Raw genomic sequence first — 16,309 nt, forward strand, 5'->3', positions numbered from 1 at the left:
ACCGGCCGGTAAGGTAGCCCGGTGAGTGCGCGGGGCACTCACGACGCCCAGCGGAGAGCGGAGCCCACATGTCCCCAGACACCCAGCGCAAGGACGTCCAGAACGACACGACCAACGGTTCGACCAAGGATGCGGTCAAGACCGTCGGGGTCGCGGATCTCCTCCGCGGAGTGGTGAAGATGGCGCCCCACGCGAGCGGGATGATCAAGCACGCACCCGGCCTGATCCGTCGGCCACCGGAGGCCAAGAAGACCATCGGATCGGTGTTCCAGAAGCACGCGGCTGCGCATCCGGACCGCCCGTTCGTCCGCTTCGAGGGACGCACGACCACCTACGGCGAAGCCAATCGCCGTGTGAACCGTTACGCCGCAGTCCTTTCCGAGGCGGGCGTCGGCAAGGGTGATGTGGTGGCGCTGCTGTCCAAGAACAACGCCACCGATCTGTTGCTGATGTTGGCGACGGTGAAACTCGGCGCGATCGCCGGGATGCTGAACTACAACCAGCGCGGTCACGTCCTCGAACACTCGGTCGGGTTGCTGGACGCCAAGGTGCTCGTCCACGATCCGGACTGTGCCGAGGCCTTCGAGTCGATCCCGAAATCGGCACTGCCCGAACACGTCTACGACTTCGCCCGGTTCGACGCGGCCGCGGAGGGCAAGCCGGACTCGGACCCGGAGATCACCGCGCAGCTGCCGGCGTCGACCAAGGCCTTTTACATCTTCACCTCGGGGACCACCGGAATGCCCAAGGCCAGCGTGATGAGCCACAACCGCTGGCTGGCGAGCCTCTCCGGCATCGGTGGTCTCGCGGTCCGACTGCGCCACAGCGACACCATGTACGTGCCGCTGCCGCTCTATCACAACAACGCCTTGTCGGTGTCGCTGTCGTCGGTGCTCGCATCGGGTGCGTGCATCGCGATCGGCCGCTCGTTCTCGGCGTCGAAGTTCTGGGACGACGTGATCCTCAACCGCGCCACCGCCTTCTGCTACATCGGCGAGTTGTGTCGCTATCTGCTGGCGCAGCCGGAGAAGCCCACCGACCGGCAGCACTCGGTTCACACCGTGGTCGGCAACGGGATGCGGCCCGACATCTGGGACGAGTTCCGCGAGCGGTTCGGTGTGGACCGCGTCGTCGAGTTCTACGGCGCCAGCGAGCTCAACCTGGCCTTCGTCAACGCCTTCACCGTCGACAAGACGGCCGGGTTCTGCCCGTTGCCGTACAAGATCGTCGAGTACGACGATGAGGGCAACCCCAAGCGCAACGACGACGGGCGGCTCACCGAGGTGGGCAAGGGCGGCACCGGTCTGCTGCTCGCGCAGATCTCCGACCGGGTACCGATCGACGGCTACACCGACGAAGAGGAGACCGAGAAGAAGATCGTTCGGGACGCCTTCAAGAAGGGCGACGCGTACTTCAACTCGGGTGACCTCGTCCGCGACCAGGGCTTCGCGCACATCTCCTTCGTCGACCGGCTCGGCGACACGTTCCGCTGGAAGGGTGAGAACGTGGCCACCACCGAGGTCGAGGGTGCGGTCGACTCCTACGACGCGGTCGCCCAGTCGGTGGTCTACGGTGTCGAGGTGCCCGGCACCGACGGTCGCGCGGGGATGGTGGCCATCAAGCTGCGCGAGGGCGCCGACCTCGACCCCAAGCGTCTCGCCGAACACCTCTACGAGGAGCTGCCGTCGTATGCGGTCCCGCTGTTCGTGCGGATCGTCGACGACTTCGAGCGGACCTCCACCTTCAAGAACCGCAAGGTCGAGCTCCGCAAGGAGGGCTACGCGGAGGCCGATGCCGATGGCGGACAGGTCTATGTCCTGCTCGGCAAGGAGAAGGGTTACGTGGAGTACTACGAGGACTACGCCGACGAGGTGGCGGCCGCCAAGGTTCCCAAGGGATGACCGTTTCGCCGACCCTGTGCGGTCGTCCGGTGGCCACCGACCGCGCGTTGGTCATGGCGATCGTCAACCGCACGCCCGACTCCTTCTACGACCGTGGCGCCAGCTTCGACGACACGGCCGCGCAGCGACGCGTCGACCAGGTGGTCGCCGAGGGGGCCGACATCATCGATGTCGGAGGCGTGAAGGCAGGGCCGGGCGAAGAGGTCGACGCGACCACCGAAGCTGCCCGCGTGGTCCCGATGATCGCGTGGATCCGTGAGCGCCATCCCGACGTGCTGATCAGCGTCGACACCTGGCGCAGCGAGGTCGCCGACCAGGCGTGTGCGGCGGGCGCCGATCTCATCAACGACACCTGGGCCGGCTACGACCCCGAGGTCGTCGCGGTGGCGGCGGAACGGGGAGCCGGGATCGTCTGTTCCCACACCGGTGGTGCTGTCGTGCGGACCCGGCCGCACCGTGTCGCCTACGGCGACTCCGTCGACGCCGTGGTCGCCGACGTGCTCGCCGAGGTGACCGGTGCGGCGGAGCGGGCGCTGGCAGCGGGCGTGCATCGAGATGCGATCGTTATCGACCCGACGCATGATTTTGGCAAGAACACTCACCACGGGCTTGCTCTGTTACGCCATGTGAAAGATCTTGTTAATACGGGCTGGCCGGTCCTGATGGCGCTGAGCAACAAGGATTTTGTGGGGGAGACTCTGGGTACAGATCTAGAGCAACGGTTGGAGGGAACTCTCGCCGCGACGAGTCTGGCAGCCGCCGACGGCGCCCGGATTTTTCGCGTACACGAGGTCGCCGCCACCCGTCGCGTGGTCGACATGGTCGCTGCCATCGCGGGAACGAGACCGCCCGCCCGAACAGTCAGGGGACTTGCATGACCAAGCAGAAGCGACGTAACCCCATCAGTCGTGACAAGGCCGCCGTGTGGCCGACGCCGGCCGAGTCGCTCGCGGCCGAGCGGCAGTGGTCGACGACCCACACCTGGGAACAGCCGAAGTGGACCATCGAGGAACTCGTCGCCGCCAAGGGCGGACGCACCGTCTCGGTGGTTCTGCCTGCCCTGAACGAGGAAGAGACCGTCGCCGACGTGATCGCCACGATCATGCCGCTGTACGGCACGCTCGTCGACGAACTGATCGTCCTGGACTCGGGCTCCACCGACGCCACCGCCGAACGTGCACTGGCCGCCGGGGCGCAGGTCATCACCCGCGAGGAGGCGGTTCCGGAACTCGAACCCGTCAAGGGCAAGGGGGAGGTGCTGTGGCGCTCGATCGCCGCGACCACCGGCGACATCATCGCCTTCGTCGACTCCGACCTGATCGATCCGGATCCGATGTTCGTGCCGAAGATGCTCGGCCCGCTTCTGGTGAATCCCGAGATCCACCTCGTCAAGGGGTACTACCGCCGTCCGCTGCGTACCGGCGGCACCCAGGACGCCAACGGCGGCGGTCGAGTCACCGAACTCGTCGCCCGGCCGCTGCTGGCCTCGCAGAAGCCCGACCTCACCGCGGTCCTGCAACCGCTTGGCGGCGAATACGCCGGAACCCGCGAGATGTTGTCGTCGGTGCCGTTCGCGCCCGGCTACGGCGTCGAGATCGGACTCCTCATCGACACCTACGACCGCTACGGCCTCGCGGGGATCGGCCAGGTGAACCTCGGCGTCCGCACCCACCGCAATCGTCCGCTGATCGAGCTCGGCGTGATGAGCCGTCAGATCGTGGGCACGCTCATGCGCCGGTGCGGCATCGAGGACTCCGGCGTCGGGCTGACGCAGTTCACCGCCGAGCCCGACGGCTCGTTCACGCCGCACACCACCGAGGTCTACCTCGAGGACCGTCCGCCGATGAACACCCTCCGCTCGATGGGCTCCAAGGTGATGGCCTCCTAGCGGGCCGATCCACCCGACTCCGGCGACACCGTGACATGCCCTCGGCGTGACGCGGTGTCGCCGGATGCCTGTGTGGGCCGGACGGAGGCGGCCAGGTGCCGGCGGGGCCGCGGGACGACGGTCTGTCAGGATGGAATGTATGCAGACCCTGCTGCTGTACCTGCTGATCATGGCGCTCGTCGCCGGGGCAGTGTTCGCCGTCGTGTGGTTCGTCTTCGGGCGCGGGGAGGACCTGCCGCCGGTCGAACCCGAAACCACACTCACCCGTCTGCCGACGGTCGGGATAAGTGGCGACGACGTCCGGGCGCTGCGGTTCGCGCAGACGTTGCGAGGCTACAAGCAGTCCGAGGTCGATTGGGCGCTGGCGCGTCTCGCACGAGAGGTCGACGACCTCCGGTCGGTCATCACACGTCTCCGGGAGCGCGAGTCCGGGACAGGTGTGATCCACGGCTCCGCAGGCGTTCCCGAGACCGGAACGGGCGACACCACCGGCTCCGAGAACGGCCGGGAGCGGACGGTTTACGACGACCCGACCCCCAATCCCGCATCCCGCGAAGAAGGTCCGTCGGTACCCTCCGACCGATGACCGGATCACGCCGGAACAGCGCTTGTGTCGCGCACTCGCATTCGATTGAGACGACGACACGTATCATGTTCAAAGCAGGGACACTGTGAAGGGAGCTTGAGAATGGCGGCAATGAAGCCACGTACTGGGGACGGCCCCCTCGAAGCGGCCAAGGAAGGGCGTGGAATCGTTGTCCGGATTCCGATCGAGGGCGGAGGTCGCCTCGTCGTCGAGCTGACCGCCGACGAAGCCGCCGCACTGGGTGAAGAACTCCGCGGGGTCACCGGCTGAACGGAGATCTCGCCGACGTCGTCGAGTTGCTTCGATGCCCGGTGTGTGCCGGGCCATTCGAGACCGGTCTCCCGGGGACCGGACACGACGAGACTTCCCCGGCTGTAGCCGGGTCTGGGCCGTCGCCGCGTGGAGGGACACTCCGCTGCGGTGACGGTCACTCCTTCGACGTCGCCAAGCAGGGTTATGTCTCACTGCTCGACGGACGTTCGGGATCGTTGCGCGCCGACACCGCCGCCATGGTCGCGGCCCGCGCGCGGGTGCACGACGCCGGGTTCTTCGCTCCGGTCCTCGACGCGGTGGCGGACCGAACGCGCGAATTGGGTGCCGGCGTCGACAAACCCGTCGTACTCGATGCGGGAGCCGGTGGCGGCCACTACCTTCGCGCCGCGGTCTCCGCACTCGCCGACGCCTCGCCGTCCGTCGCGGCCCGCGGGCTCGGCATCGATCTCTCCAAATTCTGCGCGCGGGCCATCTCCCGCGGCACCCCACGCCATGCGGCGATCGTCGCCGACATCTGGCGTGGCCTCCCGGTCGCCGATGACGCTGTGACTGTTGCGCTCTCGGTGTTCGCACCCCGTAACGTGGCCGAATTCGCGCGGGTACTGCAACCCGACGGTGGACTCGTCGTCGTCAGTCCGGCCGCCGACCACCTCGCCGAGAGCATCGAACCCATGCGGATGCTGCGCGTCGACTCCGGCAAATCCGAACGGCTCCAGGCCACATTCGCCGACGGCTACGAGATCCTCGATTCGTCGGCGATCCGTTCCGTCACCGAACTCGACGCCCAGACCGTGGGCGACCTGGTTGCGATGGGCCCGTCGGCCTTCCATGCCGACGACGCCGACATCCGCTCACGTGCAGACGCATTCGTGGGGAAAGGCGTCGTCGATGTGACACTGTCGGTGGTCGTCACGGTCTGCCGCCCGACCCCGCAGGGCTGACCCCCGCTGGACGGAGATGCTCGGTCAGCGCAGTACGGACCGGTATACCCCGAGAGTCTGTTCGGCAATCGTCGCCCAGGAGAACTCGGCCTCGGCCCGTTCGCGGCCGGCCACTCCCATCGCCGCCGCCCCGGCGGGATCGCCGACGACCGCGTTGACCGTCTGGGCGAGATCGTGTTCGAAGGTTTGCGGATCGACCGGGTCGTAGGGCACCAGACGGCCGGTGACGTGATCGCGCACGACCTCCGGGATGCCACCGACCTCCGACGCCACCACGGCGGTCGCGCAGGCCATGGCCTCCAGGTTCACGATGCCCAGCGGTTCATACACCGACGGGCACACGAAGACCGATGCGGCGGTGAGGATCTCGCGGATGCGGGGAAGCGGCAGCATCTCCCGAACCCAGTGCACACCCGGTCGTGAGGCCGACAGTTCACCGACCGCCGCCTCGATCTCGGCGCCGATCTCCGGGGTGTCCGGTGCTCCGGCACAGAGCATGAGCTGGATGTCGGGAGCGAACCGGTGTGCGGCCGAAACCAGATGGGCGACGCCCTTCTGCCTGGTGATACGTCCGACGAAGGCGACGATCGGGCGGTCGGGATCGATGCCGAGCGCGGTCAGCGTCGACTCCGGCCCGAACGGATCGTCGACCGGATACCACTGGCCGGTGTCGATGCCGTTGCGCACCACGTGGACACGTTCGGGATCCAGTCGAGGGTAGGTGTTGCAGACGTCGTTGCGCATTCCGGAACTCACCGCGATCACCGCATCCGCGTATTCGACTGCGTTGCGCTCGACCCAGCTCGACACGCGATAGCCGCCCCCGAGTTGTTCGGCCTTCCACGGCCGCGACGGTTCGAGCGAATGCGCCGTGAGGATGTGCGGGACGCCGTACAGCTGCCCGGCGACGTGGCCGGCGAGTCCGGTGTACCAGGTGTGGGAGTGCACGACGTCGGCGCCCTCGGCGCCGACGGCCATCCGCAGATCGGCCGAGAATGTCGTGATCGCCGCATTCGCACCGGCCAGACCCGGATCGGGTGAATAGACCGCTGCGGTCTCCCGTTCGGCACCCATGCAGTGCACGTCCACGGTCGCGAGATCGCGTAGATGGCGGACCAATTCGGTGACGTGTACACCGGCGCCGCCGTACACCTCGGGCGGGTACTCCCGTGTCATCATCGCCACCCTCATACCGACGACGCTAGTGGCATCGCGGGCAGTTCGCCATCGCTGTGCGAACACGACCACGAATCCGATGGCGCCGTCGTCTGGCCGAGGCTCCCGATCGCGGTTAAGTTGGGGGAGTGAGATCACAGCCGCACGTCCTCGGCATCGTCCTCGCCGGCGGCGAAGGCAAGCGCCTTTATCCGCTGACAGTCGACCGGGCCAAGCCCGCGGTGCCCTTCGGAGGTGCCTACCGGCTGATCGACTTCGTGCTGTCGAACCTGGTCAACGCCGGATACGAGCGCATTTGCGTGCTGACACAATACAAGTCGCATTCGCTGGACCGGCACATCTCGCAGACGTGGTGGACGTCGGGTTTCCACGGCGAATACATCACCCCGGTGCCGGCCCAGCAGCGACTCGGACCGCGCTGGTACACCGGCAGCGCCGACGCCATCTTCCAGTCGATGAACCTCATCACCGACGAACAACCCGAGTACATCGTGGTCTTCGGTGCCGATCACGTGTACCGCATGGACCCGTCGCAGATGGTCGATGCGCACATCGAATCGGGCGCCGACGTCACCGTCGCCGGCATCCGCGTACCGCGCGCCGAGGCGTTCGCCTTCGGGTGCATCGACTCCGACGCGTCCGGCAGGATCACGCGTTTTCTCGAGAAACCCGCGGACCCGCCCGGGACACCGGATGATCCGGACTCGACCTTCGCCTCGATGGGCAACTACGTGTTCACCACCGAGGCACTCGTCGAAGCCTTGCGCGCCGACGCCGCCGACTCCGACTCCGACCACGACATGGGCGGCGACATCATCCCGGCGTTCGTCGAGCGCGACACGGCCTACGTCTACGACTTCAAGGACAACGAGGTACCCGGGGCGACGGAGCGCGACAAGGGCTACTGGCGCGACGTGGGGACCCTCGACGCGTTCTACGAGGCGCACATGGACCTCGTGTCGGTGCACCCGATCTTCAACCTCTACAACGGTCGCTGGCCGATCCGCGGTGAGACGCACAACCTGCCGCCGGCAAAATTCGTCCAAGGGGGCGTGGCCGAGGACTCGGTGGTCGGCTCGGGCTGCATCATCTCGGCTGGGACCGTACGCAATTCGGTGCTGTCGTCGAACGTCATCGTCGAGGACGGTGCAATCGTCGAGGGCAGTGTCCTCATGCCGGGCGTACGCGTCGGCAAGGGCGCCGTCGTCCGCCGGGCGATCCTGGACAAGAACGTCGTCGTCGGCGACGGTGAGCAGCTCGGCGTCGATCCCGACTCCGATCGGGAACGCTTCTCCGTCAGCGCCGGTGGTGTGGTGACCGTCGGCAAGGGGATTCGGGTCTAGCGCCGAACTTCTGCTCCCTGACGAGCGTCCGGAGCGCCGCGTATCGAGGTCACCCGCCGCTGCGGTCCACGCTCTGCAATAGGTATCGCCAAGCGATACCTATTGCTGACCGTCCTCGTCGATTGCCCGCCGGTCTCGCCTGAGGTTCGAAAACTCGTCCCGCTCAGCGGTGTCCAAGGGCAATCTGCCCTCGGAGGCATCTCAGGGGGACGAGAAATTCGGAGCTTGCGGAACCCCCGCTTCGCACCTCAGACAGCAGAGGGTGGCTCGCTTCGCTCCTCAGGCGGCACGGGATCTGAGCGTAGCGAGGATGCACCGTTCTATCGCCGGCCGAGTAGCGAGGACGCCGCGCATCGAGATCCCGTCAGCCCCGCAGCGCGGCCCGGATGAGCTCCGGGATGTCGGCGTCGGTGTCCGCCGGCAGATCGTCGATCGGCCACCACTGCAGGTCCACCGATTCCTCACTGCGTTCGAACGCCGGCAGGCCGCCGTCGGTGGTCGGCGCGACGACCACCCGGTACCGCACGTCGAGGTGTCGGGTCGGTACGCCGAGTGAGCAGGTGATCGGGTGGGTGTGGAGATGGACGACGCCACCGCCGGTGCCGGCCCGATCGAGATCGAGTCCGGGGATGCCGGATTCTTCACGGGCTTCCCGCAATGCGGCGCCGGCCAGGGTCTCGTCGGTCGGTTCACAGTGTCCGCCGAGCTGAATCCACCTGCCCACGCGCGGATGCAGAGTCAGCAGCACATGGCTTCGATCGGCGTCGAAGACGATGGCCGAACCGGTGAGATGACCTGCCGCACAGGCGCGCAGGCAGGCGTCGGGAGTGGCGGCGAGGAACGCGAGGTAGGCGTGCCGCAGGCTGTCCTGCGCCGAGTCCGGCGCCTGCCAGGCGGTCAGGGCCTCGACCGCCGAGGCGTGCAGCGACTCCGCGGTCACAGCTCGACCACCCACTCGGCGGTCGGCGCGGCGTCGCGCAGCGGGGCGGCCTCGAGCGGGTGCCCGATGGCGACGGCGCCCAACGGCTCCCACGACGAGTCGAGTTCGAGGACACGTCGCACCGTCGGCGCGGCGAAGATCGTCGATCCGACCCAGCAGCTGCCGATCCCGCGGACCGACAGCGCGATGAGCAGGCTCGCCACTGCGCCACCCGCGGCCACCGTGAACATGGTGTGCTCGGCCGCGTTGCGTCGCTCGTCGGGGTACTCGTGCACACCGTCGGGCACCAGGAACGGGATCACCAATTCGGGTGCGTCGTACAGAATCCGACCGCGACGGAGTCGCTTCTCGATCGATTCGGGTGTCTTGGCATCGGATTCGAGGTCGGCGCGCCATTCGGCGTTCATCGCATCGAGCAACGCACGACGCCGCTCGACCGACCGCACCCACACGAACCGCACCGGATGGGTGTGGTGGGGCGCGGGCGCCGTCAGGGCTTCCCCGAGCGCGGTCCGCATGTCGTCGGGATCGACCGGTCGGTCGTCGAAGGTGCGCACCGAACGTCGTGTGCGGATGGCCTGACGCCGTCCCAGGGCGATGGCCTCCTCCGTGCCGAGCCGGAACAGGTCCTCTTCGGCGGGCCGGATCAGATCGGCGGCGGTCGAACCGTTGTCGACGGGTGCGAAGCCGCGGACGACGGCCACCGGGACAGCCGCGAGCTTGCCCTTGACCAGGTCGGCGGCCGCGGCCAGTTCGTCGGCGACCGCGATGTCGGTCACCACCAACGGATTCCCGTAGTCGTCGGTGCCACCGTCATACGGGTGGGTGACGGCGATGCCCGCCGAGCCGATCGCGACATCGGTCTGCCCGGTGCGCCACGCACGGCCCATCGTGTCGGTGATGATCACCGCGACCTCGAGGCCCGTTCGCTCCGCGATGGCGGCCCGCAGCCGTGCCGCGCTGCCGTCCGGATCCTCGGGGAGCAGGGCCAGCTGGTCGGAGCGCACGTTGGAACCGTCGATCCCGGCTGCGGCCTGGACCAGACCCAGACGGCTCTCGGTGATGAGCGTGCGGTTCTTGCGAGCGAGCACACGCACCGACTCGGCCTCGACGAGCTTGCGCCGCAGCGCATCACGTTCCTCGGGGTCGGCGGGCGCGTCGACCATGCGGCCCTCGGCCTTGGAGATGATCTTGCTCGTCACCACCAGGACATCGCCGGATTCCAGCCACGGTGCGGCGGCGAGGACCTCGGCGGCGACGTCGGATTCGGCGGTGAATTCGGGGAGCCCGGTGACGGGTCGGATCTCCAGGCCGTCCGGGGCGCGATGATCGGCGAGCTCGCTCACGCGGTGCCCACGTTCTGGTCCGGCAGGGCCACGTCGACGAGCGCGCAGGCCGCACGGATCATCTGCGCGGTGGCCTGCGGGTCGGTCATCAGCAGCGGGGCCGAACCGATCGAGATGCCGTCGACGCGTGCGTGGTCGCCCTCGGCGATCAGCCAGCCGTCGAGGATGCCGTTGCCGCTGCGGGCCCCGTAATGGGCGGCGATGGCCTCGGCCGACGATTCCACGCCGATCACCGACAGGCATTCGTCGGCCATACCGCGCAGCGGCCGGTTGTCGATGACCGGGGAGACGCCGACCACCGGGGCCGTCGTGGTCCGCAGTGCGCTGCGCATTCCCGGAACACTCACGATCGCTCCGATGCTCACCACCGGATTCGACGGCGCGAGCAGGATGACGTCGGCGTCGGCGATTGCGTCGAGGACACCGGGTGCGGGCGTGGTGTCGTCCGAGCCCACCTGCGCGAAGCCGAAGGTCGGGACCTGCGCCCGGTGGCGCACCCACCATTCCTGGAAGTGGATCGCGACCCGCTCGCCCTCGTCGCCGTCCGGTTTCGCGATCACCACGTGGGTCTCGTGCCGGTCGTCGGTCACCGGTACCAGGCGCACCCCCGGGTTCCATCGGCGGCTCAGGGCGGCGGTCACATCGGACAACCGGTACCCGGCGTCGAGCATCTGGGTGCGGATCAGATGGGTGGCGAGATCACGGTCGCCGAGGCCGAACCAGTCCGGGTCTGCCCCATAGGCGGCGAGTTCCTCTTTCGCGTGCCAGGTTTCACCGCGCCGGCCCCACCCACGTTCGGGGTCGATGCCACCGCCCAGGGTGTACATGCACGTGTCGAGGTCGGGGCAGATGCGCACCCCGTGCATCCACGCGTCGTCACCGACGTTCACGATCGCGGTGATCTGATGTTCGCCGACACCGAGAGTGGGGTCGTCCGGATGCGGCGGGAACGGGGTGACACCCAGCAATTCGCGCAGTCCGAGGAGGAAACGGGCACCCCCCACGCCGCCGACGAGTACGGTCACCTTCACAGCAGGTACTCCTTCACACCGCCACTCTAGTGGTCGGCCGCGAGGGTTCGTACGCCGCTGTCATGCCCGTCCGGCGGGCTGGGGGAGGGCTCGTGAGTGTGATCTTCGCTTCGCCTTCGCGTCATCGTCGTGTCGAGTCACAGATTTGTCGGCACGCGATGGTAAAGGGAATTCTTCGATTCAACTTGACCGGGACCGCCCTCGGCGTGTCTAATCACATCAGTGTCATTCCGAGTTTGAGATCGAGAACATTCGAAGTCGAGAACTACTGGCCTCCAAGGGATTCGATCATATGTTCGAACTCGGCAGAGGGTCGGTGCCGACATTGAGGGCCGTCGCTCGGGCGCTGTGTACAACGGATGCAGGGAGTTCGCGCACCCGGAGTACAAGTGGTGTGGCAGCAGTGGTGGGTACGGCAGCACGTCGTGTTCGCAAAGGACAGATTACGACCAACATCCCGAGCTAGGAGGCGCCGACGATGGCTTTGAACAACCCGATCGGCAATCCGCTTGAACCACATGATCGCCCGCAGTTCATCGCAGAGTCTCCCGTGATGACATCCGCCCCGGAGATCGGTACCCCAGAATTCCGAACCCTTGGCCCCGTTGACGATTCGATGATCGGCGGCACCGCGCGTGCGGCCTCAGTCGAATTCGCCGCCGACGCAACCGGTCTCGCCGGTGCCGACGCGGACGAGTCGGCGGGTCGTCGTCATCTGGCCCTGGTGCCCAACGACTTCGACGACCTGTTCGACGCGGTCGAGGAGCAGTGGCAGGACCGCGCACTGTGTGCGCAGACCGATCCCGAGGCGTTCTTCCCGGAAAAGGGTGGATCGACACGTGAGGCCAAACGCATCTGCCAGGGCTGCGAGGTCAAGGCGGAATGCCTGGAGTATGCGCTCCACAACGACGAACGCTTCGGTATCTGGGGCGGGCTGTCGGAGCGCGAGCGCCGTCGCATCAAGCGCGGCATCATCTGACCGACGTCGCCGGAACGGCGTCGTCAGAACACACGAATACGCCAGCGACAGCTGGACGCTCGACGGTCATCGTCGAACGCGATCATCGACCGCGGATCACTCAGGTCCGCGGTCGATCGTGTCTTCGTCGACGCCCAGGTGGGTCGCGACCTGCTGGACGAGAACCTCGTGGACCAACTCGAGAAGATCCGTGCCCTTCTTCGCGCGGGACTCCAGCGGCCGGCGGAACAGGATGATCTGAGCCCGCGTCGGAACCCCGTGGACGTCCATCCCCGCCGGGATCAGGCGTGCGAGCGGAACCGCGCCGTCGGCGGTCACCTCGTCGGGCCACTCGACGGTCTCGGGATCTCTGGGGAGCAGTCGCGGGATCTCGTCGACGGCGATGTCGAGTCCGGAGAGCTGATCGTGCCACTGCGCGTCGATCTCGGCGAAGGCCTCCAGCGCGACGGCGTCGAACTCATCGGATCGGGTGTTGTAGGCGGGGACGTTCTGCGGCAGCAGCGGGGAACGCAGGCCGCGTCCTCGCCGGTCTCGGTACCGTCCGACCCGTCGTCGGCCCCGACGAAGTCCCGGCTGGCCGTATGAGCCGCGCTGCGTCGGCTTCGGGTGGATGCGCATGGCGCGAGTCTAAGAGGTGGCAGTGGCTCGTGTCGCCCCCGCCTCGGCCCGTTGTGAGCGTGTCGAATCTGTGGTTGCGGACGGGGCGGGCTAATCTCGTCACGTGAAGCTTCCCCGTCTGTGCTGCCGACCCGGCTGCGCCCGATCCGCGGTGGCTACCCTGACCTTCGTCTACGCCGAATCGACTGCGGTGATCGGTCCGCTGGCGACCTCGGAGGAGCCGCATTCCTGGGATCTGTGCGACGACCACGCCCGGCGGATCACCGTGCCGCGGGGGTGGGAGATGCTGCGCAGTGAGCGGGGATTCTCGGTACCTGCCGAGGACCACGAACTGACCGCCCTCGCCGAGGCCGTCCGTGAGGCCGGCGCCGTCGCCGGTGGTGCGCGCCCGGGCTTCGTCGATCGCGGGTCCCTCGGCCGTGGTCCGGACCGGATGCCGGTGGACTCCCTGGACGCCTTCGACTCGCGGGCACGGGACGAGGCACGTGCGGCCGATGCCGCCTACGAGGCCGCCCTCGCGGATCGCCGGAGCGGCCGCCATCGCGCCGGGCCGGTCGACTCGCCGTCGCAGCCGCCGGCCGTCCCGGGAGTGCCGCGCCACCAGACGCGGCCACGGCCGGGCCGCCGCGGTCATCTCCGCGTACTCCCGGATCCGGTCGACTGAGCGGACACCACCACGCGGGGGGCGTGGAACCCGTTGTCGCCGTCGGGGGCCGCGGATCATTCGTGCTCCGGCCCGGACCCGGCCTCCCGCCCGAACCCGGTCCGAGGATCGATCGGGTGACTGTGTCGCGTACCCGGGCGTGTGTCCCCGCACCTGGCTACGCTGGTTCCATGCGTACCGGTACACCCGACCTCGACGATGCCGAGGAGTTGTTCTCCGCGGACGTCGACGGACTGCTGCGGGCCGTCGCGCTCGCCGGAGCGCAGGTCCGTGCCACCGCCGAGGCCGTCCGCGAGGGTGTCCTCGCCCCTCTCGCGGATCTCCGGCCACGCAGCGTCGTGGTCGTCCACGGTTCCAGTGAGGTCTCGCATCGCGCGGCCGAGCTGGGTGTCGCCACCCTCGCAGCGCGTGTCGACGTACCGGTCGTGAGCGGTCCCGTCCTGCCGGGCTGGGTCGGTCCTCTCGACGTCGTGATCGTGGCCGGCGAGGATGCCGGCGACATGGCGCTGGCGGATGCCGCCGCGCGCGCCCAGCGTCGTCGGGCGGAGGTGGTCGTGGCCGCGCCGATCGCCGGCCCCCTGCGGGATGCCCTGGGCGGCAACGGGATCGACCTCTCTCCGCGGTTCGACGTCGAACCACGCTTCCGTTTCGTCGGTTTCGTCGCGGCACTGCTGGCGGTGTTCGGCGCACTGACGCAGGTCCGTGTCACCGGCCCGACGCCCGTCCTCGACGACCTGGCCGACGCGCTCGACGCCGAGGCCTCCGGATCGCATCCTTCCCGCGAGACCTTCCACAATCGCGCCAAGTCGCTGGCGGTCCGCGTGCAGGGCCGTCCCGCCGTCTGGACGTCGGATTCGTCGGCGGGTTCGGTACTGGCCGCTCATGCCGCCTCCAGCTTCGTCGGGTTCGCCGGGATCATCAGCGCAGTCGCCGAACTCGGCGACGTGGCGAGGATGTCCCGGCTCCTGGAGTCGCGGCCGGGCGGAGCGCCGGCCGCCGACTCGATCTTCTACGACCCGGAGTTCGACGGTCCGGCACAGGAGCCGGCTCCCCGCATCATGGTGGTGTCGACCCCCCGACGCGAGTGGTACACCCGGCAGCGAGTGATGGGACTGGGCGACGTCGATCTGGTTGTCGGTGCCGACGAGGCAGCCGGGGTGCCGCCGGGTGGCGGCCAACCGTGGGACGACCGGCGTCCGGCACCGGGTGAGGACCCGGTGGCCGACGGCCCGGGGGACGTTCTCGGTTTTTTGGTCGTGGCGTTGCGGGTCGAGATGGCGGCGGTGTATCTCCGCCTGATTGGGAACACGGTGCAATGAGGATTCTCGACGGAGTGGTGCGCCCCTATGCGTGGGGTTCACGGACGGCCATCGCGTCTATTCAGGGTAGGCCTGTCCCGTCCGCCCATCCGGAAGCCGAGCTGTGGTTCGGCTCGCACCCGGCGGGTTCGGCGCGATGTGTCGACCCCTCCGGTCCCGAGCAGGACCTCGTCGAGGTGATCGACGCCGATCCGCTGGCGACACTCGGCACGGCCAGTGCGGCCGAGTTCGGCAATCGGCTCCCGTTCCTGCTGAAAGTCCTCGCCGCCGAAGAGGCGTTGTCGCTGCAGGCGCACCCCTCCGCGGAACAGGCGCGAGAGGGGTTCGAACGGGAGAACGCGCGTGGCCTCGCCATCGACGCCCGCGACCGCAACTACCGCGATCCGTGGCACAAGCCGGAGCTGATGGTCGCCACCACGCCCTTCGATGCGCTGGCCGGTTTCCGCGATCCGCACAAGACCATCGCCCTGCTTCGCGAACTTCAGGTCAGCGAACTCGACCATTATCTGGGAATGCTTGTCGGGCAACCTGATTCAGAGGGGCTCCGGGCGGTGTTCACCACCTGGTTGACACTGCCGGAGTCGCTGATACGTCAGCTCGTGCCCGCGGTACTGCACGGCGCGATCGAGGTGCTGAGCGCGGGACGCACGGAGTTCGCCGCCGAACTGCGCACGGTGTGTGAACTCGGTGAGGACTATCCGAACGATCCCGGTGTGCTCGCCTCGTTGCTGCTCAATCACGTGCACCTCGAGCCGGGGCAGGGTCTGTACCTGCCGGCCGGCAATCTGCACGCGTACCTCCGTGGCACCGGCGTGGAGATCATGGCCAACTCCGACAACGTCTTGCGCGGCGGCCTCACGCCCAAGCACATCGATGTGCCCGAGCTGTTGCGCGTCCTCGATTTCACCCCGGTCGACTCCGCCCAGCTGGCACCGCCGGTGCGCATGGTCGGCGCCGAACGCGTGTACCTCACCCCCGCGCCAGAGTTCCGGCTGTCCCGAATCGAGCTGGACGGCACCGGGTTGCATCATTCGTCGTCGATCTGTTTCGACATGCCGGGACCTCAGATCCTCGCGGTGCTCAGTGGTGCGGTCGAGGTTCGTCCCGCAGATGGCGCGCCGCTGACGGTGCAGTCCGGTCGTGCCCTGTGGATCACGGACGACGACCCGGATGTGATCGTGCGGGCCGCCTCGGCGCGCGCGGTGTTCTACCGAGCGCTCGTGCCGGTCGCGGTGTCGGCTGCCGACGGGGTGCCCGCGTCCGCGCCGGCCGCGGCGACAGCCGCTGAGTGATACCGCGGTGAC

16 protein-coding genes are annotated in these 16,309 nt (G+C 68.1%); 11 read left to right on the forward strand and 5 right to left on the reverse strand.

Going from position 1 to position 16,309, the window contains the following annotated elements:
• Window positions 1-68 precede the first annotated feature (68 nt).
• The 6 genes from GOAMI_RS08195 to GOAMI_RS08215 all read left to right on the forward strand — a co-directional run bounded on the left by GOAMI_RS08195 (window position 69) and on the right by GOAMI_RS08215 (window position 5,589).
• Window positions 69-1,901, forward strand: coding sequence for a long-chain-acyl-CoA synthetase (locus GOAMI_RS08195; RefSeq protein WP_006436001.1), 1,833 nt, complete (start codon window positions 69-71; stop codon window positions 1,899-1,901).
• Window positions 1,898-2,779, forward strand: a complete 882-nt coding sequence (gene folP / locus GOAMI_RS08200; RefSeq protein ID WP_006436002.1) for a dihydropteroate synthase — start codon at window positions 1,898-1,900, stop codon at window positions 2,777-2,779. The genes GOAMI_RS08195 and folP overlap by 4 nt, the downstream gene beginning before the upstream one ends.
• Window positions 2,776-3,789 carry a glucosyl-3-phosphoglycerate synthase gene (locus tag GOAMI_RS08205; RefSeq protein ID WP_006436003.1) on the forward strand — a complete coding sequence of 338 codons (1,014 nt, stop codon included), beginning with the start codon at window positions 2,776-2,778 and terminating at the stop codon, window positions 3,787-3,789. Before folP ends, GOAMI_RS08205 begins: the two co-directional genes overlap by 4 nt.
• 139 nt (window positions 3,790-3,928) lie before the next feature.
• Window positions 3,929-4,375, forward strand: a complete 447-nt coding sequence (locus GOAMI_RS08210) for a DivIVA domain-containing protein (protein ID WP_006436004.1) — start codon at window positions 3,929-3,931, stop codon at window positions 4,373-4,375.
• 102 nt (window positions 4,376-4,477) lie between these two features.
• Complete coding sequence (locus GOAMI_RS22555; RefSeq protein WP_004019232.1) at window positions 4,478-4,645, forward strand: DUF3117 domain-containing protein; 168 nt, start codon at window positions 4,478-4,480, stop codon at window positions 4,643-4,645.
• Window positions 4,646-4,686: 41 nt separating this feature from the next.
• Entirely contained in the window at window positions 4,687-5,589 is a 903-nt protein-coding gene (locus tag GOAMI_RS08215) for a putative RNA methyltransferase (protein ID WP_006436005.1), read from the forward strand.
• Window positions 5,590-5,613: 24 nt separating this feature from the next.
• Here GOAMI_RS08215 and glgA read toward each other — a convergent pair whose 3' ends face one another.
• Window positions 5,614-6,780, reverse strand: a complete 1,167-nt coding sequence (glgA, locus tag GOAMI_RS08220; RefSeq protein ID WP_210738045.1) for a glycogen synthase — start codon at window positions 6,778-6,780, stop codon at window positions 5,614-5,616.
• 113 nt (window positions 6,781-6,893) lie between these two features.
• Here glgA and glgC point away from each other — a divergent pair, with 113 nt between their 5' ends.
• Window positions 6,894-8,108 carry a glucose-1-phosphate adenylyltransferase gene (gene glgC, locus GOAMI_RS08225; RefSeq protein ID WP_006436007.1) on the forward strand — a complete coding sequence of 405 codons (1,215 nt, stop codon included), beginning with the start codon at window positions 6,894-6,896 and terminating at the stop codon, window positions 8,106-8,108.
• Between the two features lie 364 nt (window positions 8,109-8,472).
• Here the strand turns inward: glgC and GOAMI_RS08230 are convergent, their stop codons facing one another.
• The 3 genes from GOAMI_RS08230 to cofD are packed head-to-tail and all read right to left on the reverse strand — an operon-like array spanning window position 8,473 to window position 11,425.
• On the reverse strand, window positions 8,473-9,048 hold the full coding sequence (locus tag GOAMI_RS08230) for an NUDIX hydrolase (protein WP_006436008.1): 576 nt from the start codon (window positions 9,046-9,048) through the stop codon (window positions 8,473-8,475).
• On the reverse strand, window positions 9,045-10,394 hold the full coding sequence (locus GOAMI_RS08235) for a coenzyme F420-0:L-glutamate ligase (RefSeq protein WP_006436009.1): 1,350 nt from the start codon (window positions 10,392-10,394) through the stop codon (window positions 9,045-9,047). Before GOAMI_RS08235 ends, GOAMI_RS08230 begins: the two co-directional genes overlap by 4 nt.
• The gene (gene cofD, locus GOAMI_RS08240; RefSeq protein ID WP_006436010.1) at window positions 10,391-11,425 is read right to left on the reverse strand and encodes a 2-phospho-L-lactate transferase; all 1,035 of its coding nucleotides are present in this window, start codon (window positions 11,423-11,425) and stop codon (window positions 10,391-10,393) included. Before cofD ends, GOAMI_RS08235 begins: the two co-directional genes overlap by 4 nt.
• A gap of 715 nt (window positions 11,426-12,140) precedes the next feature.
• Here cofD and GOAMI_RS08245 point away from each other — a divergent pair.
• Window positions 12,141-12,404, forward strand: a complete 264-nt coding sequence (locus GOAMI_RS08245; protein ID WP_232513138.1) for a WhiB family transcriptional regulator — start codon at window positions 12,141-12,143, stop codon at window positions 12,402-12,404.
• Window positions 12,405-12,500: 96 nt separating this feature from the next.
• Here the strand turns inward: GOAMI_RS08245 and GOAMI_RS08250 are convergent, their stop codons facing one another.
• Window positions 12,501-13,022: a metallopeptidase family protein gene (locus tag GOAMI_RS08250; protein WP_006436012.1), complete on the reverse strand. Its 522-nt coding sequence runs from the start codon at window positions 13,020-13,022 to the stop codon at window positions 12,501-12,503.
• Window positions 13,023-13,125: 103 nt separating this feature from the next.
• Between GOAMI_RS08250 and GOAMI_RS08255 the strand changes: the two genes are divergently transcribed.
• The 3 genes from GOAMI_RS08255 (at window position 13,126) to manA (ending at window position 16,297) form a co-directional block, all read left to right on the forward strand.
• On the forward strand, window positions 13,126-13,686 hold the full coding sequence (locus tag GOAMI_RS08255) for a DUF3499 domain-containing protein (RefSeq protein ID WP_174324715.1): 561 nt from the start codon (window positions 13,126-13,128) through the stop codon (window positions 13,684-13,686).
• 170 nt (window positions 13,687-13,856) lie between these two features.
• Complete coding sequence (locus GOAMI_RS08260) at window positions 13,857-15,005, forward strand: hypothetical protein (protein WP_006436014.1); 1,149 nt, start codon at window positions 13,857-13,859, stop codon at window positions 15,003-15,005.
• Entirely contained in the window at window positions 15,002-16,297 is a 1,296-nt protein-coding gene (gene manA / locus GOAMI_RS08265) for a mannose-6-phosphate isomerase, class I (protein ID WP_006436015.1), read from the forward strand. The genes GOAMI_RS08260 and manA overlap by 4 nt, the downstream gene beginning before the upstream one ends.
• The last annotated feature ends 12 nt before the right edge of the window (window positions 16,298-16,309 follow it).

This window comes from Gordonia amicalis NBRC 100051 = JCM 11271, from assembly GCF_000332995.1.
GTDB lineage: Bacteria > Actinomycetota > Actinomycetes > Mycobacteriales > Mycobacteriaceae > Gordonia > Gordonia amicalis.

What these genes read in the sequence shown, in the direction of transcription:
- GOAMI_RS08195 (WP_006436001.1), top strand. Translation starts at nt 69, where the DNA reads ATGTCCCCAGACACCCAGCGCAAGGACGTCCAGAACGACACGACCAAC.
- folP (WP_006436002.1), top strand. Translation starts at nt 1,898, where the DNA reads ATGACCGTTTCGCCGACCCTGTGCGGTCGTCCGGTGGCCACCGACCGC.
- GOAMI_RS08205 (WP_006436003.1), top strand. Translation starts at nt 2,776, where the DNA reads ATGACCAAGCAGAAGCGACGTAACCCCATCAGTCGTGACAAGGCCGCC.
- GOAMI_RS08210 (WP_006436004.1), top strand. Translation starts at nt 3,929, where the DNA reads ATGCAGACCCTGCTGCTGTACCTGCTGATCATGGCGCTCGTCGCCGGG.
- GOAMI_RS22555 (WP_004019232.1), top strand. Translation starts at nt 4,478, where the DNA reads ATGGCGGCAATGAAGCCACGTACTGGGGACGGCCCCCTCGAAGCGGCC.
- glgA (WP_210738045.1), bottom strand. Translation starts at nt 6,780, where the DNA reads ATGAGGGTGGCGATGATGACACGGGAGTACCCGCCCGAGGTGTACGGC.
- GOAMI_RS08250 (WP_006436012.1), bottom strand. Translation starts at nt 13,022, where the DNA reads ATGCGCATCCACCCGAAGCCGACGCAGCGCGGCTCATACGGCCAGCCG.
- GOAMI_RS08260 (WP_006436014.1), top strand. Translation starts at nt 13,857, where the DNA reads ATGCGTACCGGTACACCCGACCTCGACGATGCCGAGGAGTTGTTCTCC.
- manA (WP_006436015.1), top strand. Translation starts at nt 15,002, where the DNA reads ATGAGGATTCTCGACGGAGTGGTGCGCCCCTATGCGTGGGGTTCACGG.